The organism is Dellaglioa sp. CoH-55-MRSF-7 (genome assembly GCF_056782235.1).
This window is the reverse complement of the sequence record NZ_JBXAYI010000001.1, coordinates 62,694-87,638: the sequence shown is the minus strand read 5'-3', so window position 1 is coordinate 87,638 and position 24,945 is coordinate 62,694. Positions and strand designations below refer to the sequence as shown.

Annotated in this window: 23 protein-coding genes; 21 read left to right on the top strand and 2 right to left on the bottom strand. The window is 37.0% G+C overall.

From position 1 onward, the window contains the following. Window positions 1-23: 23 nt before the first annotated feature. The 11 genes from AC1RPU_RS00390 (at window position 24) to AC1RPU_RS00340 (ending at window position 9,144) form a co-directional block, all read left to right on the top strand. Window positions 24-980, top strand: coding sequence for an adenine-specific methyltransferase EcoRI family protein (locus tag AC1RPU_RS00390; protein WP_481762397.1), 957 nt, complete (start codon window positions 24-26; stop codon window positions 978-980). After that, window positions 970-2,061 (top strand): GmrSD restriction endonuclease domain-containing protein, encoded by a 1,092-nt coding sequence (locus tag AC1RPU_RS00385; protein WP_003588255.1) that lies wholly within the window; start codon window positions 970-972, stop codon window positions 2,059-2,061. Before AC1RPU_RS00390 ends, AC1RPU_RS00385 begins: the two co-directional genes overlap by 11 nt. A 15-nt stretch (window positions 2,062-2,076) precedes the next feature. Continuing rightward, complete coding sequence (locus AC1RPU_RS00380; RefSeq protein ID WP_481760908.1) at window positions 2,077-2,859, top strand: hypothetical protein; 783 nt, start codon at window positions 2,077-2,079, stop codon at window positions 2,857-2,859. Between the two features lie 211 nt (window positions 2,860-3,070). After that, a complete protein-coding gene (locus AC1RPU_RS00375) occupies window positions 3,071-3,460 on the top strand; it encodes a hypothetical protein (protein ID WP_481760907.1) in 390 nt (129 codons plus the stop codon). A gap of 8 nt (window positions 3,461-3,468) precedes the next feature. Continuing rightward, window positions 3,469-3,663 carry a hypothetical protein gene (locus AC1RPU_RS00370; RefSeq protein ID WP_481760906.1) on the top strand — a complete coding sequence of 65 codons (195 nt, stop codon included), beginning with the start codon at window positions 3,469-3,471 and terminating at the stop codon, window positions 3,661-3,663. Beyond that, a complete protein-coding gene (locus AC1RPU_RS00365) occupies window positions 3,635-5,110 on the top strand; it encodes an FtsK/SpoIIIE domain-containing protein (protein ID WP_481760905.1) in 1,476 nt (491 codons plus the stop codon). The genes AC1RPU_RS00370 and AC1RPU_RS00365 overlap by 29 nt, the downstream gene beginning before the upstream one ends. A 25-nt stretch (window positions 5,111-5,135) precedes the next feature. Continuing rightward, window positions 5,136-6,008, top strand: a complete 873-nt coding sequence (locus AC1RPU_RS00360; RefSeq protein ID WP_481760904.1) for a rolling circle replication-associated protein — start codon at window positions 5,136-5,138, stop codon at window positions 6,006-6,008. Continuing rightward, complete coding sequence (locus AC1RPU_RS00355) at window positions 6,009-6,221, top strand: DUF3173 domain-containing protein (RefSeq protein ID WP_003599276.1); 213 nt, start codon at window positions 6,009-6,011, stop codon at window positions 6,219-6,221. Beyond that, window positions 6,208-7,434, top strand: a complete 1,227-nt coding sequence (locus AC1RPU_RS00350; RefSeq protein WP_481760903.1) for a tyrosine-type recombinase/integrase — start codon at window positions 6,208-6,210, stop codon at window positions 7,432-7,434. Before AC1RPU_RS00355 ends, AC1RPU_RS00350 begins: the two co-directional genes overlap by 14 nt. 210 nt (window positions 7,435-7,644) lie before the next feature. Then, window positions 7,645-7,995: a YisL family protein gene (locus AC1RPU_RS00345; RefSeq protein WP_409021639.1), complete on the top strand. Its 351-nt coding sequence runs from the start codon at window positions 7,645-7,647 to the stop codon at window positions 7,993-7,995. Window positions 7,996-8,193: 198 nt separating this feature from the next. Continuing rightward, entirely contained in the window at window positions 8,194-9,144 is a 951-nt protein-coding gene (locus tag AC1RPU_RS00340; protein ID WP_481760902.1) for a zinc-binding dehydrogenase, read from the top strand. Window positions 9,145-9,278: 134 nt separating this feature from the next. Here the strand turns inward: AC1RPU_RS00340 and AC1RPU_RS00335 are convergent, their stop codons facing one another. Beyond that, on the bottom strand, window positions 9,279-10,097 hold the full coding sequence (locus AC1RPU_RS00335; RefSeq protein WP_481760901.1) for a MerR family transcriptional regulator: 819 nt from the start codon (window positions 10,095-10,097) through the stop codon (window positions 9,279-9,281). A 94-nt stretch (window positions 10,098-10,191) separates the two neighbouring features. Between AC1RPU_RS00335 and AC1RPU_RS00330 the strand changes: the two genes are divergently transcribed. From AC1RPU_RS00330 to AC1RPU_RS00320, 3 genes are all read left to right on the top strand, one after another. Next, window positions 10,192-11,511, top strand: coding sequence for a replication-associated recombination protein A (locus tag AC1RPU_RS00330; RefSeq protein ID WP_481760900.1), 1,320 nt, complete (start codon window positions 10,192-10,194; stop codon window positions 11,509-11,511). A 159-nt stretch (window positions 11,512-11,670) separates the two neighbouring features. Then, window positions 11,671-11,961, top strand: a complete 291-nt coding sequence (locus tag AC1RPU_RS00325; RefSeq protein WP_481760899.1) for a hypothetical protein — start codon at window positions 11,671-11,673, stop codon at window positions 11,959-11,961. A 233-nt stretch (window positions 11,962-12,194) separates the two neighbouring features. Further along, window positions 12,195-13,337 carry a low temperature requirement protein A gene (locus AC1RPU_RS00320; RefSeq protein ID WP_481760898.1) on the top strand — a complete coding sequence of 381 codons (1,143 nt, stop codon included), beginning with the start codon at window positions 12,195-12,197 and terminating at the stop codon, window positions 13,335-13,337. Between the two features lie 75 nt (window positions 13,338-13,412). Here AC1RPU_RS00320 and AC1RPU_RS00315 read toward each other — a convergent pair whose 3' ends face one another. Further along, the gene (locus AC1RPU_RS00315) at window positions 13,413-13,697 is read right to left on the bottom strand and encodes a hypothetical protein (RefSeq protein WP_481760897.1); all 285 of its coding nucleotides are present in this window, start codon (window positions 13,695-13,697) and stop codon (window positions 13,413-13,415) included. Between the two features lie 544 nt (window positions 13,698-14,241). Here AC1RPU_RS00315 and AC1RPU_RS00310 point away from each other — a divergent pair. The 7 genes from AC1RPU_RS00310 (at window position 14,242) to AC1RPU_RS00280 (ending at window position 24,546) form a co-directional block, all read left to right on the top strand. Beyond that, window positions 14,242-14,547: a PadR family transcriptional regulator gene (locus AC1RPU_RS00310; RefSeq protein WP_409021630.1), complete on the top strand. Its 306-nt coding sequence runs from the start codon at window positions 14,242-14,244 to the stop codon at window positions 14,545-14,547. A 2-nt stretch (window positions 14,548-14,549) separates the two neighbouring features. Then, window positions 14,550-15,143, top strand: a complete 594-nt coding sequence (locus AC1RPU_RS00305) for a DUF1700 domain-containing protein (protein WP_481760896.1) — start codon at window positions 14,550-14,552, stop codon at window positions 15,141-15,143. Between the two features lie 387 nt (window positions 15,144-15,530). Then, on the top strand, window positions 15,531-20,480 hold the full coding sequence (locus tag AC1RPU_RS00300; protein ID WP_481760895.1) for a MucBP domain-containing protein: 4,950 nt from the start codon (window positions 15,531-15,533) through the stop codon (window positions 20,478-20,480). 350 nt (window positions 20,481-20,830) lie between these two features. Beyond that, a complete protein-coding gene (locus tag AC1RPU_RS00295) occupies window positions 20,831-21,001 on the top strand; it encodes a hypothetical protein (RefSeq protein ID WP_481760894.1) in 171 nt (56 codons plus the stop codon). Beyond that, a complete protein-coding gene (locus AC1RPU_RS00290; protein ID WP_481760893.1) occupies window positions 20,998-21,426 on the top strand; it encodes a nuclear transport factor 2 family protein in 429 nt (142 codons plus the stop codon). Before AC1RPU_RS00295 ends, AC1RPU_RS00290 begins: the two co-directional genes overlap by 4 nt. Before the next feature lie 224 nt (window positions 21,427-21,650). Next, window positions 21,651-23,072: a carboxylesterase family protein gene (locus AC1RPU_RS00285; RefSeq protein WP_481760892.1), complete on the top strand. Its 1,422-nt coding sequence runs from the start codon at window positions 21,651-21,653 to the stop codon at window positions 23,070-23,072. Between the two features lie 349 nt (window positions 23,073-23,421). After that, entirely contained in the window at window positions 23,422-24,546 is a 1,125-nt protein-coding gene (locus AC1RPU_RS00280; protein WP_481761137.1) for an MFS transporter, read from the top strand. Window positions 24,547-24,945 lie beyond the last annotated feature (399 nt).

The following is a 24,945-nucleotide window of genomic DNA, read 5'->3' as shown; positions in this document are numbered from 1 at the left end:
AATAATAAATTGGAGTAATGAACGTGAAAAAGCAAACAAACAGTAACCTTCATGTATCACGTGCTGGAAAAACAGATGAGTTTTATACTAATATTTCAATGATTGAAAACGAGCTACGCCATTATCGTGAGTATTTCAAGGATAAGGTTGTGTTTTGTAATTGTGATGATCCAGCCATCAGTAATTTCTGGAAATACTTTCAGATTAACTTTTACATGTTAGGCCTAAAAAAACTAATATCTACGCACTATGAATCCGACAAACCCAGTTATAAATTGGAAATAATTAGACAAGATGACAAGATTGGACAACTTGCATTTTTACCGGATTACGTTGAAACACCACTAACTGGAGATGGCGATTTTCGAAGTCCGGAAGCAATTCAGTTACTTAAAGAAGCCGATATTGTCGTAACCAATCCCCCTTTCAGTCTATTTACTGATTACATCGCACAGTTAAGAGCTTTTCACAAAACATTCCTAGTGATTGGTAATCTCAACGCAATTACCTATAAAGAGGTACTGCCTTTAATTATGGCCAACGAAATTTGGCTAGGGTACAATTCTGGACACTTTTGGTTTAAGGTACCTGAAAGCTATGAGGCGAAGAAAACGGATTTCAAGATTGATGAAAATGGACAAAAATGGCGGAGAATGGGAAACATTTGCTGGTATACCAACTTAGATACGACACAACGTCACGAAAAGCTGACAATCTTCAAGAACTATTCTCCAGAGATATATCCAAAATATGATAACTATGATGCCATTGAGGTATCCCGTGTTGCGGATATTCCTTGTGACTACTTTGGTGTCATTGGTGTGCCAATTACTTACATGACGCGGTACAATCCAGATCAGTTTGAAATTGTTGATGTAAAAAGTTCAGGGCTTTTGTTGACTAAAAAAGATGGCACCGTTAAATCAATGTACAAGAGAGTGTTAATTCGCAACAAGGGAGGCCAAACGCATGCAAATTGAGAAAAAGGATATTCCAGTAAGCCAAATCGTAAACGGATATGTAGATTCCGATGAAGATGGTGTATATGGATATGACGGAAAATTAAATATTCGTCCGGCCTTTCAGCGTGAATTCGTCTACAAACCTAAGCAACGTGATGAAGTTATTAATACCGTCCGCAAGGGGTTCCCACTGAATGTTATGTATTGGGTTGTTGCAGAAGATGGACACTATGAAATTTTAGATGGACAGCAGCGAACAATCTCAATATGTCAATTTGTACAGGGTGATTACTCCATCAATTTCCAGTACTTTCACACGCTCACACAGGAAGAACAGCAGCAAATATTGGACTATCCTCTGACGGTTTATATTTGTACTGGTACAGATCGAGAAAAATTGGATTGGTTCAAAGTGATCAATACTGTTGGGGAACAGCTTACTGCACAAGAACTTAGAAATGCAATCTATACGGGGCCATGGTTGACAGATGCCAAGAAGTACTTTTCGAAATCACAGTGTCCCGCATATCAGATTGGCGGCGACTATTTAAATGGTTCTGCTATTCGACAAGACTTTTTGGAAACCACACTCAAGTGGATCTCGTCGAAACAGGATATTGAGCTTGAGGAGTACATGGCGCAGCACCAGCACGATGAAACGGCAATCGAACTGTGGCTATACTTTCAAAACGTAATTAATTGGACAACCTCTATTTTTCCTAACTATCGTAAGCTGATGAAGGGGATTGAATGGGGGTTTCTATACGATACTTATCATGAGAATACGTATAATCCGGCTACGCTCGAAGCTAGAGTTAGCGAGCTGATAGAGGACGAGGATGTTACCAAGCAGAAGGGGATATTTGAGTACGTGCTTGGCGGGCCAGAGCGCGTATTATCAATTCGGGCATTTAAGCCTAAGGACAAGCGAGCAGCATACGCAAAACAGAATGGAATCTGTCCGGTATGCGGCAAGCATTTTGAGTACGACGAGATGGAGGGCGATCATATTACTCCTTGGTCTCAAGGTGGGCATACAGTACTCTCCAATTTGCAAATGCTGTGCAAAGACGACAATCGAAAAAAATCCGGAGTATAATGCCAAGGAGCTAATATGGTACGAATAGATATGAGCACTGTAGCCGCGAGGGAAAAAGCATTCGGCGAATATGGAGATACGGTCTGGTTTATCTACAGGGTGTTTTCAGAAAGACTCAAGCGGCGTATGAAGGAGCAGGGCGTATCCAAATATCAAACTGCTGGGTTCAAGAATGCAAAAGAGTATAATGAGGCTCCAAGTTACCAACACGAAGTAAGTTATTCGATGGTTGACTCCATAACCGCACCTATTCCCCGATTGGATACGCGTCAGAATCCTTATCTAGTGCCTTCTTCCAAGTACTATCTACGATTTGTAGATACCTTGAATTTTAAGGATGTGTATGAGTGCATTTGGGGGTCTAATTATGAAATTAGAAACTATCTGCCTAATGTATTTGAGTCAGTGTGTAATGAAGCGCAATTCCAAAATAACCGACTAGGTAGCCTTATTAATGATATAAAGCAGACACAGCCTCTTAGGATTCCGAACAATACGATTCAACAAATATATGAAGGAATAAAAAGCGACTTGCTGAATGAGTGGGACAAATTCACAAGAGTTCGGAATCAAGAAACGAAAATAGCGACAGTAATTGACTTCGAAAGTAGTGCTGATAACGAAAGCATTGCCGCAGGAATCCCACTAATAGATAAGATTGATTCTGGCGGTGTCTCGAGAGAAGGGTTAGGTGAGGTTCTCGAACTTAAGCAACTTGGTGAACCATTAAAAAGATTTGTTGATTATCGGGTAACACCGCTGATAATGAATCGGTTTCTCCAACAAATATCAAAATAGTCACTTAGGGCGAAGTTTTAAAAACTTCGCCTTTTTTGATACACATCTTTTCCGATACGTCAATACCCGGTTTTTCGGGTGTCAAGACATTGGCGAAGCCTGATATATATATTGGGCGTAATTGAAGATAAGATGTAGTCAATCAAAGGCCTTTGATAAAAGTTAGTCTATTAAAACTGTGTTGGATGTTTATCCAGAAAAGGAGAAATGCATGAAACTAGCCAAGGTCAAACTTTCAGAAGTTGAAATTAGCAACGTTGAGAAGCCAAAAGCAGCTCGCGTGGTATCGGTATCAAAAAGTCCGCGCTACGCAGATAACGGTGATCCAATCAACGGATCGGTCGCAAAGGTAGTATGCCACATAGTAGATGCTGAACTTGCCAAAACATTGGAGAAATCTGGCGACGGGGTAGAGGACTTAAAGACGTATGCACTGGAACTTGTTGGGGATGAGAAGGATCTGCTGGAAATTTCTGAGGCAGAACTTTTGGGCACAGAGATTGAATTGAAAGACGCCAAGGTAATGCTTAAGTGGAGCGCGGGGCGTACTAGTGGCTGGCGTGACGTGAAGCTTGTTATGAATATTAGCGATGGGAAGTAGGCGTAGGTATGAGTGAAAAAAAGAAGCTATCTGTTTGGGCGTACTTGAATGAAGCTCAATATTGTCTCACGAACCGTGACGCATTCGATGTTAAAAGAATTGAGTCTTTGATTGCAGCTGCGTACAGAATTTTTACCGGCCAGCAAGTAGGAGACTTTGAAGAGGAGTTCTTGAATGATAAAAAACGCAAGGGAAACAATTAGCAGATTTTTGCCAGTCTCTACGCATACTGCGAAGCTGAGCATCTATGAATCCATTGATGAGGTTGATCAACGCAAGCAGGTACGGTCAAGATTATTGTTTAAGGTCTGGGCATGTGTTACAGTGCTAATCATTCTCTGGAGCTGCGCTAAGTGGACGTGGGCTAAAATAATTGGCCAAAAATCGGAATTAGATCTATGGCCAATTATCCTGATGCTTGGACTACTTGGAGTAGTTGTGTCTCTTGCTGGGGCTTGGAGATATCTCCACAGTAGATATTCGCCAGTTGAACGTTGGAAGATGGAACGTTTGCTTTGGCAATTTTCGGAAAACGTTAATTTGATTAAGCAAGGCGTGACTGGCCATGTCGCATACGTAAGATGGGGATATGTGGTCTCGAATGATGAAGTTAAGATCACGCTACTAACGGGTGGCCGTGTCAGCTCGGATTTCGAAGCGGATATTGGACGCCGCCTGGTTGCATTCCTCACCAAGGAGACGACAGCTTACTGGGAAATTCGTGATAAGAAGTCTGGAAACGGCATTATCGAAATTAACCTAACTCACAATAAGGATGAGCGAATTACAATCAACCGTTTGGACGCGTTGCAGACAAGCGAAAAGATCAATATTCAATTGACTGGCAGAATGTCGCTAACATCTAAACAGCCGATGGGGTTGATAGTCGGTCCAACAGGAACGGGGAAAACTAGTTTGCTAAAGGGCCTGATTATATCCTTCTTGGTAAATAATCCCGATAATGTCGTGTATACGATCGATGGTAAGGCAGCGTTCTTGGGTCAGTCGATGAAGCGTATTGGTAAGGTTGCCATGAATACGGAAGAGGCAATTCAGCTCGTTGACGAATTGTGCAAAATCATGGATCAGCGATACAAGGAGCTAAATGCAGATCCCGATGATGAGCGGGATATTACGCATTGCGAAAAATTTCATCAGGGTACGATTCTCCTTGTTGTCGATGAGCTACTGTCGCTGGTTGCAAACATGAAGGCTGAGGATCAGCAGAGGAAAACAGCCGACAAACTATATCCCCAATTCAACGCCAAACTGTTGTCCTTGATTACAAAGGGACGGCAGAGTTCTATCTCGGTTATTGTAGCGGGGCAAATGATGCCTGCGTCTGCGCTCCCAACAGAGGCCAGGAGTTCGCTAGGGATGCGGATCAGCTTAGGTAGAACGTCGCCTCAGCAAGCTCAGGAGGTGTTTGGAGAGAGTCACCATGATTTACCGTTAATTGATGCAAAAGAATTTGGTGGTGTCATTTGGCTGGATGGTTTGAATTGGGATGGGCCAAAAGCATTTTTACCGCCAAAATATGATGAAGATAAACTGCCGTTTAAAGCAACACTTACAATGCTTGCTGGTAGGCGTGGCGGTGGCGGAACGCCACAAGCTGCGACTGCCAGCGAGGACTTGCCTGTTACTTGACATACAGGCAAGATAAGCTGAAAAAATGAGCAAGAATAGCGGTGAGTATGAGTACAACGCCAAAGTTATTACATTTGAAGATCATATCGAAATTGTGAAATATGGCGTGCCAAGGGTTCACAAATCTCCAAAATTATTGAAAAATCCAGAGTCGAATATGCCTATAAATGTGTCATATAGTGATGAAACCCAACTCGTGCAGCAGGCATTTAGGATTAAGAGAAAGGTGAAATACTATCTAGAGGCAAATTCGTTCAATTTGTTTTGGACGCTTACGTTTGATGACTCGAAGGTGAATGCAAAGAACTATGAGTATGCACGAAGGCGGCTGCGTGCTTGGTTGAAGTATCAGCGCGAAAAGTTCGGTAGGTTTGACTACCTATTTATTCCTGAACTTCATCCTTCATCGGGTAGAATTCATTTTCATGGCGTTACTGGCGGACTTGCCCCACCTTTAACGCCTGCACGTTACCCCAAGAGTCAGCGGCTAATTAAGAAAAAGGGATTGCAGATATACAATGCAGATAGCTGGGAAAAGGGTTTTAGTACGGTAAGCCATATTGCCGACAAGCGTAAGGCAGCTAACTATATTACCAAATATATAACTAAAGAACTTCTACAAATACCGCACGCATATCATCAACCACGGTACTTTGTGAGCCATGGACTAAAGCAGCCGACTGTGGATTACTGGGATCTAGATGAAAGTTATTTCGCAATTTTTAGACCGAATTTTGTTGTTGGGCACTTGGACAGCCCAGATAGTGCGCTGGAAACAGATGTAGCAATTTACCAGATTGATATTACGAGCGATGGCAAGTTAGCGCAGGACAACGATATAAAGACCGTCTGGAAACTAAAAAATACGGTCGATTTTGGGAATGGAGGAGGCCCTTGAATGGAAAACAACACGGTTACGAAGAAAGACCTGATATCGCTTGGTTATCGTGAGAATACTGCTGCTGAATTAATTAGACAAGCAAAGCGGAGCATGGTACAACAAGGATATGAGTTTTATACCAATCGGCGCCTAGGTCGGGTACCGGTTGCAGCGGTTGAGGCAATTATTGGAGCATCCATTCGAAAGGATGCAGACGATGCCAAAGACTAAGTTCGCTGGTGTATACAGTGGCCAAAATGGCCGCTACTACTATGATATACAGTTGGGGGTGGATGAAAGTACCGGAAAAAGAATCCGGAAAAAGAGTCAAAAAGACGCGGATGGCCAGTTGTTCAAGTCAGCGACTGCTGCGCACAGGGAAGTTGTACGACTGAAAGCAGAATTTGATCGCGAGAGCGGCCATACCGTCTATGCGTTAACCTATGGCGTGTACATGCGAAAATCGTATATTCCTGCATACCAAGCTAGCGTACAAAAAGAAACGTTTGAAACGCGTAAGACTTCATTAAACGTCTTCGTACAAAAATTTGGAGATATAGAATTACGAAAGCTAGATGTTAGGCAGGTTCAGGGCTTTAGGAACTGGCTGCTTACAGATGCTGGTTACTCACAGAGCTATGCAAGTTTGGTCTTTGGTATGTTTCGTAAATCGCTGGATTTTGCGGTTGAGATGAATTACTTACCTAGTAATGTGTCAAAGCGTGTTAAGGCGATACCTAAGGGACGTGCTACGGTGCCGTATTGGACTAAGAGTGAGTTTCAAGCTGTACTAAACCAGATTTGTACTAGCGACTACTACGAACACCTGAACTTTGTCATGCTGTATGTTTACTTTATGACGGGTGTTCGTGTTAATGAGGGGATGGCGCTACAATGGGCGGACGTGGACTTCACGCATGCACAATTACGCGTTACTCACATGCTGGTAATCAAGACCAAACAAAATTGGGAACGGCATGACTACACTAAAACTGATAGCGGTTTGAGAACTATCTCCATAGATCGGGATACTTTGAAGGTGCTCCGTGTTTGGAAAAAACGTCAAACTCAGAATGGTTTTGGTAAGCAGGATGATTTTGTCTTTAGCTATGACGGAAGCCCGATGCTGAAATCAACGCTCATGCGGATAATCCATCGGTACGCCAAGTTGGCCAATGTTCACCCGATACAAGGGAAAGGACTTCGGCATAGTCATGCTAGTTACTTGATTAATGAGTTCAATGTATCAGTGCTTGTTCTGTCTAAACGGCTGGGGCACTCATCCCCGGAAATTACGTTAAGGCACTATGCGCACATGTATGTTGGTGCAGATAAGGAACTAGCACAGATGATGTCAGGTCATATAACCTATGCAGCACCAAAGGAATCTAAGGTGAAGTTTAATGGTAATCAGACTGTTGCTCCGCCGCAGCTCCGCCAATGAATAATAAACTGGCATAAATGCCGTTGTAACAACGATTGTAATCGACCGTTATAATTGAATGGGAATAAGCTTAAAAATGATAATCCTTTAGTATAAGGATTATTTTTTTTGCATGAAAGTAATCACAATCGTTTAAATAATTTTGAATCCTTGATTTAATGATGGATAATGATAAGCTAACAGTAAGATTGATATAAAAGGAGATTAACTATGATTTGGTTATGGATACATTTGATTACTTGGGTTGTGATAGCGGTTCTAGTGGCGCTCACAATTTTTACAAATACTAATACAAAAATTTATCAAATGATTACGAGACTGGGATATTTGATTTCAATTGCTAGTGGTATTATGTTGCTAGGGTACGCATGGCAAGGAAATCCAATTTTAACGGCCATTAAATTAGTTGTTGCCTTAATATTTATTGGACTAACTGAAATGACCTTTGCACGAAAAAATAAAAAGCAATTAAATAAAAGTATCATCTACGCGGTAGGCATCTGTTGCCTATGTGTGGGTGTTTTAGGATTAATGCTCGCAGGTGGAAGACCTTTTATTTAGACAATAAAATACTACATAATATTTAGGCGAAAATCTAAGTATTATGCGGTGTTTTTATTTTAAACAATTTAAATAAAATGCATTTAATCGATATAATTCTATTTGCTGAGCACTCTAACTTGACTGTGACGTAACAAGATAGTATATATTTATGTATATTGTAAATGTATAAAAAATACTTAATGGGGGTTAATTATTATGAAATCAGTTGTTGTAAAAAAATCAGGTGGCCCAGAAGTACTGGAAATTGTCGAACGCTCAATTCCAAATCCAACTCAAAATAAAACAGTTATAAAGATTCATGCTTTTCCAGTACACCGTTATGAGGTGCTAACTAGAGAAGGTGGATCACCTTCAGTTAAATTTCCGAGAGTAATAGGTGTTGAAGCTGTTGGTGAGGTCTATGAGCCTTCACAGGAAAGTAACTTAGAAAAAGGACAAAAGGTCGTAATTTTTATGGGTGGCCTTGGGCGTGAATTTGATGGTAGTTATCAAGAATATGCTTTAGTTCCTGATAATATCATTTATCCTGTAACATTCAATGGAACTTGGATAGAGTTAGCCAGTTATCCTGAAACTTTCTATACTGCTTTTGGGGCTTTAAAAGCAACACGATTTAAGGAAGGTCAATCTTTATTAATTCGTGGTGGAACTACTGGAGTTGGAATGGCTGCGTTATTGTTAGGAAAGGGATTTGGACTTTCTGTATCTAGTACAACAAGGCAAAACAACCGTAAAGAGTTGCTATATACTTTAGGAGCTAATGAAGTCATATTAGATCAAGATAATCATATTGAAACAAGTAACAAATTTGATGTGATAATTGACGTGGTAGGTACTACAACTGTAGAGGATTCCTTAGCACATCTTAAAACAGGAGGGTTTTACACGTTAGTTGGTCAATTGAGTGGGGAATGGTTATGGAAAGACTTTGACCCGTTCATCAACTTGGCGAATAAGTACGCGACAGTTTTTGATTCATCTAATGTTGATAGTTCTATGGTTAATGAGTTGTTTAATATTATTAATGAAAAACAGTTTCACTTTCCGATTTCTAAAGTTTTTAAACTAGATGATATTCAAGACGCTCATCGCTATTTGATGGAAAAAGACCGTCCAATCGGACAGGTTATTGTTACTAACGACTAGAGTGTCAGATTGAATTATTTAACTAATCTAAAAAAGTAGTTTCTAAGTTTCCAATATTTGGGTTCACTTCACATCTTTAGGTAACTTGTCTTCGGTATTAAACCGGAGGAAGGTTGCCTAATTTTTTTTCTTGTCTATTCAATCTTTTCATTCAAAATGGCAAACTCAAGCCAGCCGTATTTTGAGGAACCAGTTTTAATAAGGGTGTCGCCAGAATTAAGCTGCCATAAATAGTCTGCGGTTTTTAACTTATTTTTTTGACAGAATGATTTTAGTTTAGTTAATCCTTGATGGATACCAGCTTCATTGTTTTCCACTAAAATACATGCGTAATTACCTGCATGTTTTTCCATGATTGGGATAAAAACGTCATGATCATCTGTAAGTTTTTCTTTGATAACTCTAAAAGACGCTTCAGCGTAACCGATTGGATTATCAACAGCCAATGTTGTAAAAAATCCAGATTGTGTTGTATCCATAACAGCTAATGCGTCTAATTGTTTATAGAATTCTGAAAATAATTGAGCGACTTCTTCCTCAGTACAACCTACGGATTGACGAGAACACCAAAAAATTGTTTTCATTCGGTTTTCTATCTTGGGCTGATATAGGGTAGTGTCCTTAGTAACAGATTGTTCTTCAATTTTTTTGTTGATAACATTTTTAATTTTAACTAATTCGTCAATCTTTTTATCAATTTTACCTTGAGCATTCAGTAATTGAGGTGTTGGTACGCCTTTTGAATGGATTTTAATTTCCTTGATATCAGCTACTGAAATATCTAAACTACGTAAACCAAGTATAAATAGCAAATCGTATAATTGGTCATAATCATAATAACGATAACCAGATTCGTTTTTTTGGGCAGGTTTAAAAATATTTTCTTGGTCATAAAAGATTAATGTACGGCGAGTTGTGTTAGCTAATTTGGCCATCTCACTTATTTTTAACATATAAGGCTCCTTTATTGTCTGTAACGTAACGGTACAGTGTATGATTAAGTATAACATGAAAAAATTCAGACTTAAAAGAAAGGTGGTTTGATCAATGAAACAGGAATCTCTTTTCTCTAATCAACCTCAAAATTCACCATTAGCCAGTCGAGTTCGACCACGAAAATTAGAAGAATTTGTTGGTCAACAGAATCTACTTGGCCCTAACAAAATATTACGAGAAATTATTGAAAGTGATCAAGTTCCTTCAATGATTTTTTGGGGTCCACCTGGTGTTGGTAAAACAACTTTAGCCGAAATTATAGCAAGTAAAACTGAATCTAATTTTTTAAGCTTTAGTGCAGTTGATAGTAGTATTAGTAAGATAAAAAAAATTATGAAACAAGCGGAGTTAGATTGTGAAATTGGTCAAAAAACCATTGTTTTCGTCGATGAAATACATCGCTTTAATAAAGCACAACAAGATGCATTTTTGCCTTATGTTGAAAGAGGTAGTATTACTTTAATCGGTGCTACAACTGAAAATCCGTCTTTTGAAGTGAATTCAGCGTTATTATCCCGGTGTAAAGTATTTGTACTGCATGCGCTTAAACAGGCAGATATTGTTGTATTAATCGAAAACGCGCTCAGCAACCCGGACGGATTTGAAGAACAAACAATCCACATTAGTTCTGATGAAATTCAAGCGATTGCTAATTTTGCAGATGGTGATGCCAGAATGGCATTAAATACCTTGGAAATGGCAGTTCTGAATGGTGAAAAAGCTGATAATATCGTTACGGTGACGATGGATAATTTAAGCCAATTGATTAATAAAAGATTTGTCCGTTATGATAAAAATGGGGAAGAACACTATAATATAATTTCAGCTTTGCACAAATCGATGCGTAATAGTGATGTCGATGCTGCTATTTATTGGCTGTCCCGAATGCTAGAAGGCGGAGAAGACCCGATATATATAGCACGGCGACTTGTTCGATTTGCAAGTGAAGATATCGGGTTAGCAGATACGAATGCACTCAATGTGACAATTAATGTTTTTCAGGCATGCCAATTCATTGGTATGCCTGAATGTGATGTTCACTTAGTGGAAGCAGTAACCTACTTGTCTCTGGCACCTAAATCAAATGCCGTTTATAAGGCAAGATTAGCTGCAGCTAAAGATGTTAAAACCACGGCCAATGATCCCGTACCATTACAAATACGTAATGCGCCTACCAAATTAATGAAAGATCTAGGGTACGGTAAAGGGTACGAATTAGCTCATTATGCCAAAGATAAGTTAACGACTATGAGTACCATGCCACCTTCCGTAGCAGGACATCGATATTATAAACCAACCAGCGAAGGTAAGGAACGACGTTTTAAAGAGCGTTTAGCCCAAATAAAAGCATGGCACCAAATAAATGGATAGAATAAATAGAAAGTATTTTTGAGATGAGAATACTTCAGACGTAGACAAAGTACTGAGTAATCAGTACTTTGTTTTTTTATATAGGTTGAATGTATTACTTAAGCGTCTTACAACGAAAGTGGATACGAGAAAAACGATTAGTAAAGAGGAGGCATACTAATGGCTAACAATGGGATACCTAGCATAAACGAAGTCGGCATGTTACCAAATTTATTTTTAGTGATTAAATTTCAAGATGGCGTGACTAAGTATGTACGGAGTGAGATAAATAAAAGTGAGATGGAAAGTTTCAAATCGGGAGCAAAGAATAAACTTGGATTTTTAAAATTGACGCCAAAAAATTATTGGATTGGGAATGACATTGTCATTAAAGTGGATAATCATTTTAAAGTGAACGATAAGATCTATGATGGTAATGATATTTATAGGAACGGCAAAGATTCTTATTAATTAAGAGATTCTTTTAAAATATAATCGTTTATTAATTGTATCTACAAAATTAATAAAGGGCCATCTAGATAGTTGCTTCTCTAAAAGTGCTTATCCAGATGGTTCTTTTATTTAGCTATTCATATAGTTCAGATAAATTGGAAAAAGGTGCTATAATAAAATGTCTTTAGTAGTATTTAAACGATTTGTAGAGTAATCTAACTCATTAATTTTAAAAAAACGAGGGAATTAAAATGGTAGAACAAGTCAGAAAAAAGAAAGTTGAATTACCTGAATTATTTTATGATTTAGTCTTTGCATACGCAATTTCACAAGCTACGGATTTACTTCATCATTTTCAAGTAAGCACATCAAGTATGATTAGTGCATTTATTATCTTTTCAGTGGTAATGGTCGTTTTTATTAACACATGGATGATTAAGAGTGTTTTTATTAATCGATATAGAAAAAACTCGATGACTGATATTATTCTTTTTATGATTGATATGGCAATTTTACTTTATATGTCCAATGCTTTTGAGGGGGATATCCATAATTGGTTCCAACCATTTGCAATTGCAACAGGGCTATTATCCACAGTATTAGTTGTTCAATATGGCACGGTATACCTGACAGCTGCTAAAAAGGATGATAAAAAAATTGCTAAACTAATGATGTTGATTGTTGCAACAAGAACATTACTCGTATTTATTGGCTCCTTTTTGCCACTAAACATAGGCATTGCGGTATTCTTGCTGGGTATTGCAGTGAGTTGGATATTACCAGCTCTTGGTGGTTCAGTTTTGAAACTCCACCCACTTAATTTTCCACATATATTAGAGCGTCTAACACTATTAACAATTATTACATTTGGAGAAAGTATTCTCGGTATTGCCTCGTATTTCACCGTTAAAACATTTAATTTTTATTCAATTTTAATATTCATGATTATCGGTGCACTTTTTATGACCTATATTACTCAAATGGATCATTATATTGATGAAAATCGTTCGGGTGAAACAGGTATTCGATTAATTTATATTCATTACTTTGTCTTGTTTGGCTTAAGTTTAGTCACTATTTCGTTAGGTTTTATTAGTGAAATCGAAATACCTAAAAACTTTTCAGTACTATGTCTATATTTAGGTATATCGTTATTTTATTTAGGGTTATTCTTAACCAGTCCGTATAATAAAAAATACTTACGATTGGGTAATGTGGTCATTGGATTCTTTACAACGACAACTATAGTGGGTGTAATATTAAGCTTAATATTTAACAATTTTCCAGAAATTGTGAGTATAACGGTATTAGTGACCATTGCGAACTCTGCAATGTATGTACACTATATGATTAAACGAACGAAACAGAATCAAAGTTATGACATTAAAAACTGAAAACTAGCTGATAAACCTAATTTGGGTTTATCAGCTAGTTTTTTAATTGAAGAATCATTTTTACAGTGTTTATGATTAAAATTGTATATTTAGTAGCAGTATGATTAGAAGGATATAAATGAGAATGATGATAGCAACCAATAGCATTAAAAGGATTGATAATAAGCAGTAAAAAAAATTTTTCTGAAAGAAGGGTAAGTTGAGAATAGAATCTGTAACAGCAGAAAGTCCTAAACCAGCTAAAGATAAGCCGACAATTCCATTTAAAAAGGCAATCCATGGGCCCAATATACAGAGTGCGATACCGATTCTCATTAGCCACTTCACTTGATTGTTATCAGTTTTAAATATTTTTTTCATTGATAGGACCACCCTTCATAATGATATGAATTAATATTTATTTTAATATACTACAAAATTAATTTGATGTAATCTTATCTGTCTTCTTACTGGTTAAATTGATAAGATCGTTTAAAATAGACAAAGATAAAACGAGGTGTTATTATCAATTTGAAAAAAATAATAGCTTTAGTTAGGATATGAAAATGAAAAAATATAAAGATTATATGAATGAAACCCTTTCTGTTCTTGGTAGCCTATCTTTATGTTTAATAATCTTGTCATTCTTTATTAAAGATAGTTTAGTCAGTTCGATTTTTTATGATGTTAGGATTTATCTGTTAGGCATATTCTTATTGAGACCAATTGTACAATACTTTAAAGCAAAAAATAAATAGCCTTACAATGAACTTTTTGGCAGTTCTACAGAGTAAAGCTATTATTAATAATCCACTTAATCGACAATGTTGTCTTACTGACATTGTCGATTTTTTTGGATAAAATAATATATCGTTTGACATTATACTATGTAACGTATAGTATTGATTTTGAAAGGAGTGAGTTGATGAATATACAGATGAAAAAAGGGTTATTAGAATTTTGCGTGTTAGCGACGCTGAGGACATCAGATTCTTATGGTTACCAAATTATTAAAGACACCTCAAGCGTGATTGAACTTTCAGATTCAACTCTTTATCCCATTTTGAAACGACTAGAAAAACAAGGCGCTATTGAGAGTTACAGTGTTGAACACAATGGTCGATTGCGAAAATATTATCACATAACTGAGGCGGGATTAGTAGATATTCAAGAATTTTTAGATGATTGGCAACAGGTAATAAACGTTTACGATTACATAAAGGGAGTGTAACGATGAGTAAGAGAAAATTTATTGTAGAGCTAGAAGAAGAACTTAAACATTATCAAGCGGCAGACATTGATAATACACTTGATTATTATGACGAGATGATTGATGACCGTTTAGAAGCGGGCGAATCTGTGACAGATATTATTCTAAGTTTAGAAAATCCAAGTCAAATTGCGATACGTTTGATTCAAAATGACCGACCAAAAATACAAAAAAAGTTATCGACACCAATAATCGTTTTGATTGTCATTTTACTTATCCTAGGAGCACCTGTATGGGGACCGCTATTGCTGACGGCTGCTATTCTAATTGCCACAGTTTATTTTTTAATATGGTTAGTACCAATGATTGCAGGCGTAATCGCTACCTCATTTATTATCAGTGGCGTGATTAGTTTAGGACTATCGCCATTTGATATGTTTAATCAAGGTTTTAACGTTGGATTGATGCAATTTGGGGTAAGTTTTGTAATTGTAGGTGTTGGTATTTTATTCATCGCAATGACCTGGTATTCAACGAAATATTTAATTAAATATTCGATTAGTCTGACACGCTGGTTAATTCGTTTATTCAGAAGACAATTGAAGGAGGTCGCTTAAAATGATTGAATATATAAGACGTAATTGGTTGAAAATTAGTTTATTTCTGATCTGGTTTGGCGCTATAGTCATGTTTACTAGTTACGCATTATCAGGTTTTGATTTGTCAGTATTTAAATATGAGGGTGAACATAGTTGGTTCCGAACGTTTTATTTCTAAATGACCACGTCTGATTTAATAAATGTGGTAAGTTAGAATTACGGTAGTATAAAAGGGCATTAAAATCCATTTTTAATAGGATTTCGATGCCCTTTTATTTTTTTGGAAAGACGATTAAATAGTGCAAGCCGTAAACGTTTACATAAGATTGTTGTGATGTTACAATTAATTTGTGCCGGGGGCGGCATATTATTTAATAGGTTATTACTTACAAGGGGGCATGACAAATGAAAAAGGGGCTAACTATCGCAACAACAATGATAACGTTGTTCACGCAATTACCATTATCTTCTGTGTTTGCGCAGGACCTTAATCCAACGACAGAAACGTCATCTTCAAAAGCAGCTACGGCGTCAACTGCTAAAAAAGCGACAAAAGCAGAGACAGGTATGACTCGTACTGGAGATACAAATACGGATCTTACAGTTGAAGCACAGAAAGATACGATTGAAGCTGGCCAATTGGCTAATTTTAATTTATATTTTAAAATTTCAGGTAAGAACACCTCATTTACCAATGCCGATATAAAGGTTACGTTACCAAGTAATTTAAATGAAAATATGACATTTACGCAAGATTTATCAGAACTTAAAATTGCGGGCGTCACACCAATTTATGATAAAGATAAAGGTGTATTGAATTATCATTTTGATACGCTTAATGCAAGAACAGCAAATAAAGTAATTATAAAAATAGGAACAGCAAATGGCGCAATTATGCCTAATACAAAATTAGACACAGCAGCAACATTTACTGGAACGGATCAGAATGGCGAAAATAAAAGCTATGATTCTAAAACTTCAATTAATATAACAGCAAATAATAATTATGCTATGACAAATAAAGTTACTAGTATTGAAGGACAAACATATAATAATCCTAATCGTGGCGATATTGTAAACTATGGTGTAGGGGTTAGTGCGCCGAAAAAGGAATTAGGCGCACTGTATGTTAAAGAAGGTTCTAAAGTTAACGTGACCTATAAATTAGGCGCTGGAATAGACTACTATGGTGTAAAAGATGGCGCACAAGAACCGAGTGTCAGTACAGATGGTAGAACATTAACCTGGGAATATACAGCACCAAGTTACGCTGAACAAAAAGCAGCTGTGACTGATTTCTTTGAAAAAAATGTGACTATCCAAGCAAAAGTAACTGACAAGGCTGCCTATTATTCACAGATAACGAATACAGTGAGTTCAACAGCAACTTTCCTTGATGGTAGTGTAAATAGTACAGCACCAATTAAATCAACGGTTATGGTTATGCCCAATGATCCTAAGGAAGTTCCAATTCCAATTCCTGGTGGATCAGCATTTCCAACTAATCATTTAGGACCAAAAGATGGAAACGGTGGCGTGGCATCAGCTACATTAATTGACCCGGATGTGACAGTTAACGATGATGCTTATCTAAGTTATGGATTAACATTATCCTCACAAAATGCGACATCACCTTATATTGGATTTTCTTATTATAATATTTATTATGATGTGGATACGCATTTAAATCTTGATAGTTTTACAACGGGTAATTTTTATTACATGCCAAACAATAATTTACCAACTTTTTCACCAACAAAAGCTAAAGTACCATTTGCTATGTTGGTAAAATACGAAACAGATGGAAAAGTTGATGATAACTGGACATTACTCAATATGGATATGAAGACTAACGCCAATTACACACGTGCTCAGTTAGGTATTCCGGATGGGAAAAAAGTGGCTAATATTTGGCTGTGGTTCCATGATGAGAAGATAACAAAAGTTCCAGCAAATAGAGACATAGCTGCATCTGCAACCTATGATCCAGAAAGTAAAAAAACCGTTAAAATGGCTCCAGCTGGATTGTATAATAGCGGGATGAAAGTTAACGCAACGATTGATAAAGGATTCACTGGTCAAATAACTAATAAAATGGATATGACTTTCTATGGCGTTCAGGCACCTGATGAAACAGGTTTTGAAGCAGCTCGATATGTTGATTACACATCTAACCCATGGGCAGAGGCATTTAAGGGTGAAAATGGTCAGGTTTATACAGATCGAATTGCGCCTCGTCACGTTGAAGTCGCAGCAAAAACAACCGGTGAAACAAAAGTTGTTAAAGCTTCAGTTAGTTTACTAAATACAGTCGGAAGTACAGTTAATGAAGGTGAAAATACTGTCTTAACTTCAATAGAAAATAATAAGGCATCAATTTCACCTTTATCAGGACCTTATCTGAGTTATGTGCTATTACCAACAGGTGTAACGTTCAAAGAAAGCGTTGCTTCAACGAACTATAGCGCTGAATTATATGATAAGGATTACAAAGGTACTGGAAGACAACTCGTTAAAGTAACAATGAATGGCGACAAATTAGTAGCCGGTAAATTCCTTAATGGTCAATTTAAAATTAATATTTCAAAAGATGCGACACCTAATATGACATTTAACATGACAGGAACAATTGGTGATACTGATTATACAGCTGTGAAACCGACAGGTGATGAACCACTTTTAACGGATACAGTAAAATCTGTTGATACAGATGATATTGATAAAGATGGTAAAACAGACACACCAATTATTAAAACAGGTAATTCATATGTGTTAAATCAAGAATCAAATATTGATGTTGATGCAAGTATTAAAGGTGATAAAGATGATAAGTTTGGCGATTTAGGTAATGTTACAGTCGGCAAAAAAGCCACTTATCAAGCAACATTAACAAATAATACAGATGATAAAATTACATCAATGCAGTTCTTAGATGTTTTACCATCTGTCGGAGATTCAAATATTACCGATGGTGCAGCACGTAATTCGGCTTATGAAATGAAATTAGATGGGGCCATTACTTTACCAAGTGCATGGGAAAATAAGATGACTGTTTTATATAGTACATCTAAAAATCCTAAACGTGCCGGTATATTAGATAAGAATACAAATTATCCAGCAGGAACGGCTAAAATTGTTGACCCAACTGGGGCTGAAGATGCAACTTGGGTAACAGCTGATAAAGTAGCTGATTGGTCAACCATTCATTCATACAAAATTACGCTTAATGACGGAGTTGAATGGGCCCAAGGTAAGGGAGTTACATTATCATTTGATCTAGTTGCGCCTAAAGAATCTGAAATTTCAGATTCAACATTAATTAGTAATAAACCAGCTGAAACAACGAAAGTGTCACGCGCTGTTCAAGAAACACGTGGTGCTTACAACAGTTTTGGTATCGCAATTAACAAGTTGCAAGTTGTTGAAACTGGTGCAATAGGCACACAATTAATTCGTGCTAGCGCTGATGTTACTGCAAATTATGTAGATGTAGATGGTAATAAACTTGCTGATGATGTTGTCCAAAGTGGGTACTTCGATGATCCATATACGACAACTCAAAAAGAGATTTCAGGTTACGACTTTGTAAAAGTAGAAGGTAACGTTTCTGGTAAGTTTGGGGCTGATGCAGTAACAGTTAACTATGTTTATAAGAAAACTTCTGCACCAGTGACTGTTAAATATGTCGATGAAAATGGTAAATCGGTAGCTGATTCAAAAGAACTTACTGGTGATTTTGGTGATGTTTATACATCAGATGCTGCTGTTATTTCAGGATGGACATTGAAAGAAACACCAAGTAACGCAAGTGGTAAGTTTACTGCTGATAAACAAACAGTCACATATGTCTACGAAAGAGCGGATGCGGCTGACGTTACAGTTAAGTATGTCGATGCAGATGGAAAAGAATTAGCAACATCAGATGTACTTTCAGGAAAAGTATCAAATCCATACAGTACAACTGCTAAAAATATTTCAGGATGGACGTTGAAAGAAACACCAACGAATGCAAGTGGGACATTTACAGAGACCGCACAAACAGTCACATATGTGTATGAAAAAGCGGATGCAGCTGATATCACGGTTAAATACGTTGATGTAGACGGAAATGAATTAGCTAAATCAGATGTGCTTTCAGGAAAAGTATCAAATCCATATAGTACAACCGCTAAAAATATTTCAGGATGGACATTAAAAGAAATACCTGAAAACGCAACGGGAGTATTTACGGATAAAGCTCAGACAGTTAAGTATGTGTATGAAAAAGCAGATGCTGTCCCTGTTACAGTTAGATATGTTGATGGAAGTGGGAATGATTTAACTAAAGCTGATACGCTTTCAGGAAAAGTTGGGGATGCTTATACAACTGATGCCAAAGTATTATCAGGTTGGACGTTAAAAGAAGTACCAAAGAATGCACAAGGAATATTCACAGATGCTGCACAAACGGTTACGTATGTGTATGAAAAAGCAGATGCAGCTGATGTGACGGTCAAATATGTAGATGGAAAAGGTAACGAGTTAGCAACATCAGATGTTTTATCTGGTAAAATTGACGCTGACTACAAGACAACCGCTAAGGAATTAGTAGGTTGGACGTTAAAAGAAACGCCAAGTAACGCCAACGGAACATTTACGGATAAAGCCCAAACAGTTACGTATGTGTATGAAAAAACAGATGCTGAAGCTGTAACAGTTAAGTATGTAGATGAAAAAGGCAACGAGCTAGCAACACCAGATAATCTTTCTGGTAAATTAGGAGATTCATACAAGACAACTGCTAAACGTATTGCAGGTTGGAATGTTAAAACGACTCCTAAAAATGCAGAAGGAACATTTACAGATAAGACTCAAACAGTTACGTATGTTTATACGAGATCAGCTGCTAAAGATGTCACTGTAAAATATGTTGATAAAGATGGTAATGAATTATCAGCTTCAGTAACATTCTCTGGTAAGATTGGTGACGCATATACATCTAAAGAGAAACAACTTTCAGGTTGGATGTTGAAAGAGGCGCCAAGTAATGCTAAAGGTATCTTCACGGATACGGCACAAACAGTCACGTATGTTTATGTTAAAGATGAAGATAAAACAGTAGTGACACCGCCGGTAACACCACCAACAGATAATTCAAAAGGAAATACAACAACAGAAACGTTGACGGATGTTCCTGAAGGAAACACTCACTCAAATACAGTAAGCAAAGCAAATAATACAAAGAGTGATACAGGAAATCTTCCTCAAACAAATGAGGCAACAAGTCTTTTGGTAACGTTATTAGGTGCTGCATTACTCGCAACATCAGTTATCTTTATGATAGGTAGAAAAAAATCAAAAAAGGCTAAAAAGTAAAATTCTAAGATTATAGAATGAGTAGAAGAAGTCTTAAGACCCCTATGTCAACGAGTGTTGGTGGGTAAATTTTGGAAAGACCAATTCATTTTCGAATTGGTCTTTCTTTTTTTATTTTCAAAGAGAATTCAAACATAATTCGGTCGTGTAAATGTTGCCAACACCAATAAATGGTATCAAAATGAAGAATAATGTTAACGCGGGAATTATTCTTAAAAATTGTAACCTGTTACGCTTAAGGATAGTCAATATACTTAAGCGGATTCAATTAATGCTTTTTGGTTGACTGTGACGTAACGAGATAGTCTATGTTGATAATATACCGCAAGTACTAATTATTGAGGCTGTTGATGAAGCTTATGCCACTTCAAAAAAAGTCAATTAAAAAAAGATCAGCAGGTTTTTATCATGATGGGGGGTTCAGTAGAGACCTTGAAAAGGTATTCAAACTGGGAGATATTCAAGAGGCACATCGCTATGGCATGAAATCTGACCAATTTATAAATAAGGAGAAAAAATGATTAATACAAATAACAAATTAAATGAAGAGATTATTGCACTAGAAAAGGGTGCGTTGGATAAGTGGTTCAAAGGGGACACTTCGGGTTACCTAAATATTTGGTCACAAAAACAGTTTTCGTATTTTGACGGTGCTGTTAAAAGACGTGTTGATAGTTATGAAGACATAAAAGAATCAGTTTTAGCTAATGTTGAAGGAAAACTATTTGCTGACAGTTACGATTTTGAATATCCACGAGTGCAAGCAGTCGATGATATGGCTGTTTTAACATATCAACTATATGCAAAAACGACGTTGATTGATATGCAATACAATTGTATTGAAGTTTATCAAAAAGAAGAAGATGGCTGGAAAGTAATCCACTCAACTTGGTCATTTATTCGACCAATGGATATGGATTTTGGTAAAGCTAAAAGTATTGTTTAAAAAGGTGAAGTTAACCTTTATTCACGATATACTGAAACAGTTCTCTTAACTATTTTGAAGGCACAAAATATACACAATTAGTGATTTACAAAAGAATGCCGACAAAATAGAGTTTGCTTCGCATTGACCTTGATGTTGCGAAAAAGTTTTACAAGAATAATTATTAATACAAATCGGAATAATCAGTCAGATAACATAAATAATTTAAATTGGAGTAGATAGAAATGACGACACATAAAGTACACAGTTGGTTAGGCGTTCCCTATGCCAAAGCTGAAAGATTTGCTGAACCAGAGTTGGTTCCTTTTGATGAAACAAAGCAGTATGTTAAGTATGGACCAGCACCTTTGCAGGCTGGCGATACAAGTTGGCTGGGAGCCGTTAGCGGACTTAGCGAAGATTGTCTAAACCTTAATATTTGGGCCCCTGAAGACATGGGGGAGGAACCATTACCAGTTGTTGTTTATATTTTTGGTGGTGGCTGGGTGTTAGGATCAAATACACAAGCAGTTTCTGACGTATCAGGACTAGCTAGTACTGGTCGTGTGATAGGCGTTTCTATTAATTATCGCCTTGGACCGTTTGGTTGGTTATCACTAGCACAGTATGGTGGTAAATTAAAAGATGCAACTAACCTTGGTCTTAAAGATATAATAACGGCTCTTAAATGGATTCAAAAAAATATTGCTTATTTTGGCGGTGATGCTAATAATGTCACAGTTACGGGACATAGTGCAGGTGCTTTTTCATCATTAGAACTATTATCAGCGCCTAGTGCTGACAATCTTTATCATCATTTAGCAGCTTTTTCTGGTATGCCTTCTCGATTAGTGCCTCAATGGGTGGCGCAAGAGCGTGCTCTAAAAGTGTTAAAACATTTTGACTGTGTTAATAATCCAGAGCACTTATTACAGGTCGATGCTTATGAATTAGCTGAAGCAATGAATGCAACTCAATCACCTGATCCGGGTACTCCACATGGCATTGACAATGATGTGATAGCTGTTACTGACGATAGTCAACTAATAAATGGGGTTATAGCTGATCACCCGATGCATGTTCTTGAATCTGGGAAACACAAAGATGTAGATATTCTATTTAGTAGTACCACAGAAGAAACTTTTTATTGGGTCTTAAATCGGACAAAAGATTTTGATCCAGTGACCCTTGACAGGCTTACAGAGCAATTTGCCCACAGTATGCGTATTCCTTTATCTAGAGCCCAGCAAGTAATCAATTCCTTTGCTGATGATACTTTGAAGCCTGTAGAGGTAAGGGGATTATTATTAACGCATTTATCCTTTACATTACCTCAAATTCGTGGAGCAGTGGCTCATGCTAATGCAGGTGGAACATCACATGTGTTAGTTGTTGCACCTGTCAAAGGAGCGGAAGTCGCTGTCCATGGAACAGAGATGTACGGCATTGTTGGACAGATTAGCCCTAATGCCAGTCAAGAACAAATTGATCGGGACAATTATATTAAAGACACGTTATTAGATATGGCGGAAGGTCATTCCGATCTTACTTGGGACGCTGTTAAAGTAGATAAAATAAGTGCTAAAGGAATTGGAAACATGCCTTATAATGCTACAGAACATAGTTTGGATATTCTTGAAATATTTAAAGGAATAGACCGTCCTTAATAGTTTATAGCAAAAAGTGGAGGTCAATTCATTGTTGGCTAGCTGACTCAAATTGGTGTTTTTTGGAGATAACAAGTATGACAACAGTTTAAAGATGTGTTGGCTTCTCGCTTCCGCAGACGACCGAAAGCTAAAACTAGCGGTGATTGTTTTTGATAGCAAGACATAATTTTTTGACCTTTTAAATTTTGTTCGGATTAATTATAGATTTTGCATTTCTGAATAATTGGTGGAGAAAACTATATATTATTGTGAAACATTTGAGGATTTTCTTGGACTTAGAACGAATAAAGGGAGATACAAGGACTTGGACCGAAAAACATTTATTTCTAAAGACGTTATTTATGTAATGATAGCCACTTTTTTCTATCAATTTAGTATTCAGTCGGTAAATCCGTTAATCAGTGGCTATGTTACACATTTAGGTATTACTAGTACTCTAGCAGGTTTAATTGTTGGTATTATGAGTATTACTTCATTATTTTTAAGACCTATTGCTGGAAATCTTACCGATAAAATATCAAAATATGGGTTAACATTTATTGGTGGTATTCTATGTGCCATTAGTGATTTTGGATATATGTTTTCTTTTAATACTGCTTGGTTATTCTTTTTTAGAGTCATTAATGGGGTTGGTTTTGTCTTATGCACTGTATGCTTGGCAACCTGGTTGGCTTTCTTGGTGCCGCGCCAACGTGTTGGTGCGGCGATGGGGTATTATGGGTTGGTAAACGCTCTTTCTATGGCAGTTGCCCCAGTTTTGTCACTTGAGATATATCAAAAAGTAGGGTATAAAATGATTTTTCTTTTGGCCGCTGTCAGTGCGATTGCCGTGGTAATCACAATTCAGTTTATTGATAATCGAGCCATGCCATCTTTCGTTCGTAAGGAAGCGACACATTTTAAGCTGATTCAACGAAGTGCATTACCAGTTGCATCAATTTTTGCTTTAATTTCTATTCCATATTTTGCGGTCCAGGCTGACATTGTAATGTATGTTCGAGCAAGTAATCTAAATATTACTGTTAGCTTATTTTTTGTAATTTATTCAATTGTTTTGATTTTTAGTCGAATTTTATTAAAAAACTATTTTGACAGTATTCCCTTTGGTGTTTGGTTTTATATCTGTATGATTGTGACTGTGGGCTATCTTTTTTTCTTAACCATAATGCATAACAATTTAGAGATGGCGTTAGCTGCGGCTTTGATGGCCATTGGGTTTGGAACAATGGTTTCTGTTTGCCAGTCTACAGCTCTATTATTAGCGCCTTTGCAAGAACAGGGGCTGGCTACTGCAACTTACTATTTGGGGAGTGACATAGGAATGTCTTTAGGACCAATTCTAGGTGGCATTATTACAAATATTTTACCAATAAAATTACTTTTTCCAGTTATGATTTTAATTGTTCCAGTAGCTTTTAGTATCTATTTTTTTAATCATAAGAATTTGAACAGTGCGATTAGACATGATTAGTACTAGGAAAAATGTGATGAACTTAATTTGAATAGTCTCGGAAACTTTCAAGTTTTCAAAAAAAGAAGGCTCGTAATGCGAGCCTTCTTTTTTATACATATATATTAAAGAAAATGATGTTGTTTGTGTGTCTGTTACGGCGCCAATTTAAGCGATCATTTATAAATGTTTAGTTGTCAAAGCCAAGGATGCTTATCCGCATCATGATAAGCATATTTCGATGAAGTATATGATGCATTTACATTTGATAACAACGTATGATGAGCAAGCATTTACCTTAGAGAAATTAAAAAAACATGGCGCGACCTCTATCAGAGGACCACGTCATGTGCCGGATGATTTAGTAGCGTTGTTGAAGTAGATAACTAATTAGTTTATTATCACATTGATACTTTAGAA

Coding starts and splice junctions, on each gene's coding strand:
- AC1RPU_RS00290 (WP_481760893.1), top strand. CDS start 20,998: ATGATTAATACAAATAACAAATTAAATGAAGAGATTATTGCACTAGAA.
- AC1RPU_RS00355 (WP_003599276.1), top strand. CDS start 6,009: ATGGAAAACAACACGGTTACGAAGAAAGACCTGATATCGCTTGGTTAT.
- AC1RPU_RS00310 (WP_409021630.1), top strand. CDS start 14,242: ATGAATATACAGATGAAAAAAGGGTTATTAGAATTTTGCGTGTTAGCG.
- AC1RPU_RS00325 (WP_481760899.1), top strand. CDS start 11,671: ATGGCTAACAATGGGATACCTAGCATAAACGAAGTCGGCATGTTACCA.
- AC1RPU_RS00320 (WP_481760898.1), top strand. CDS start 12,195: ATGGTAGAACAAGTCAGAAAAAAGAAAGTTGAATTACCTGAATTATTT.
- AC1RPU_RS00365 (WP_481760905.1), top strand. CDS start 3,635: ATGATAAAAAACGCAAGGGAAACAATTAGCAGATTTTTGCCAGTCTCT.
- AC1RPU_RS00280 (WP_481761137.1), top strand. CDS start 23,422: ATGATAGCCACTTTTTTCTATCAATTTAGTATTCAGTCGGTAAATCCG.
- AC1RPU_RS00305 (WP_481760896.1), top strand. CDS start 14,550: ATGAGTAAGAGAAAATTTATTGTAGAGCTAGAAGAAGAACTTAAACAT.
- AC1RPU_RS00285 (WP_481760892.1), top strand. CDS start 21,651: ATGACGACACATAAAGTACACAGTTGGTTAGGCGTTCCCTATGCCAAA.
- AC1RPU_RS00375 (WP_481760907.1), top strand. CDS start 3,071: ATGAAACTAGCCAAGGTCAAACTTTCAGAAGTTGAAATTAGCAACGTT.
- AC1RPU_RS00360 (WP_481760904.1), top strand. CDS start 5,136: ATGAGCAAGAATAGCGGTGAGTATGAGTACAACGCCAAAGTTATTACA.
- AC1RPU_RS00330 (WP_481760900.1), top strand. CDS start 10,192: ATGAAACAGGAATCTCTTTTCTCTAATCAACCTCAAAATTCACCATTA.
- AC1RPU_RS00370 (WP_481760906.1), top strand. CDS start 3,469: ATGAGTGAAAAAAAGAAGCTATCTGTTTGGGCGTACTTGAATGAAGCT.
- AC1RPU_RS00315 (WP_481760897.1), bottom strand. CDS start 13,697: ATGAAAAAAATATTTAAAACTGATAACAATCAAGTGAAGTGGCTAATG.
- AC1RPU_RS00380 (WP_481760908.1), top strand. CDS start 2,077: ATGGTACGAATAGATATGAGCACTGTAGCCGCGAGGGAAAAAGCATTC.
- AC1RPU_RS00300 (WP_481760895.1), top strand. CDS start 15,531: ATGAAAAAGGGGCTAACTATCGCAACAACAATGATAACGTTGTTCACG.
- AC1RPU_RS00385 (WP_003588255.1), top strand. CDS start 970: ATGCAAATTGAGAAAAAGGATATTCCAGTAAGCCAAATCGTAAACGGA.
- AC1RPU_RS00335 (WP_481760901.1), bottom strand. CDS start 10,097: ATGTTAAAAATAAGTGAGATGGCCAAATTAGCTAACACAACTCGCCGT.
- AC1RPU_RS00295 (WP_481760894.1), top strand. CDS start 20,831: ATGAAGCTTATGCCACTTCAAAAAAAGTCAATTAAAAAAAGATCAGCA.
- AC1RPU_RS00345 (WP_409021639.1), top strand. CDS start 7,645: ATGATTTGGTTATGGATACATTTGATTACTTGGGTTGTGATAGCGGTT.
- AC1RPU_RS00350 (WP_481760903.1), top strand. CDS start 6,208: ATGCCAAAGACTAAGTTCGCTGGTGTATACAGTGGCCAAAATGGCCGC.
- AC1RPU_RS00340 (WP_481760902.1), top strand. CDS start 8,194: ATGAAATCAGTTGTTGTAAAAAAATCAGGTGGCCCAGAAGTACTGGAA.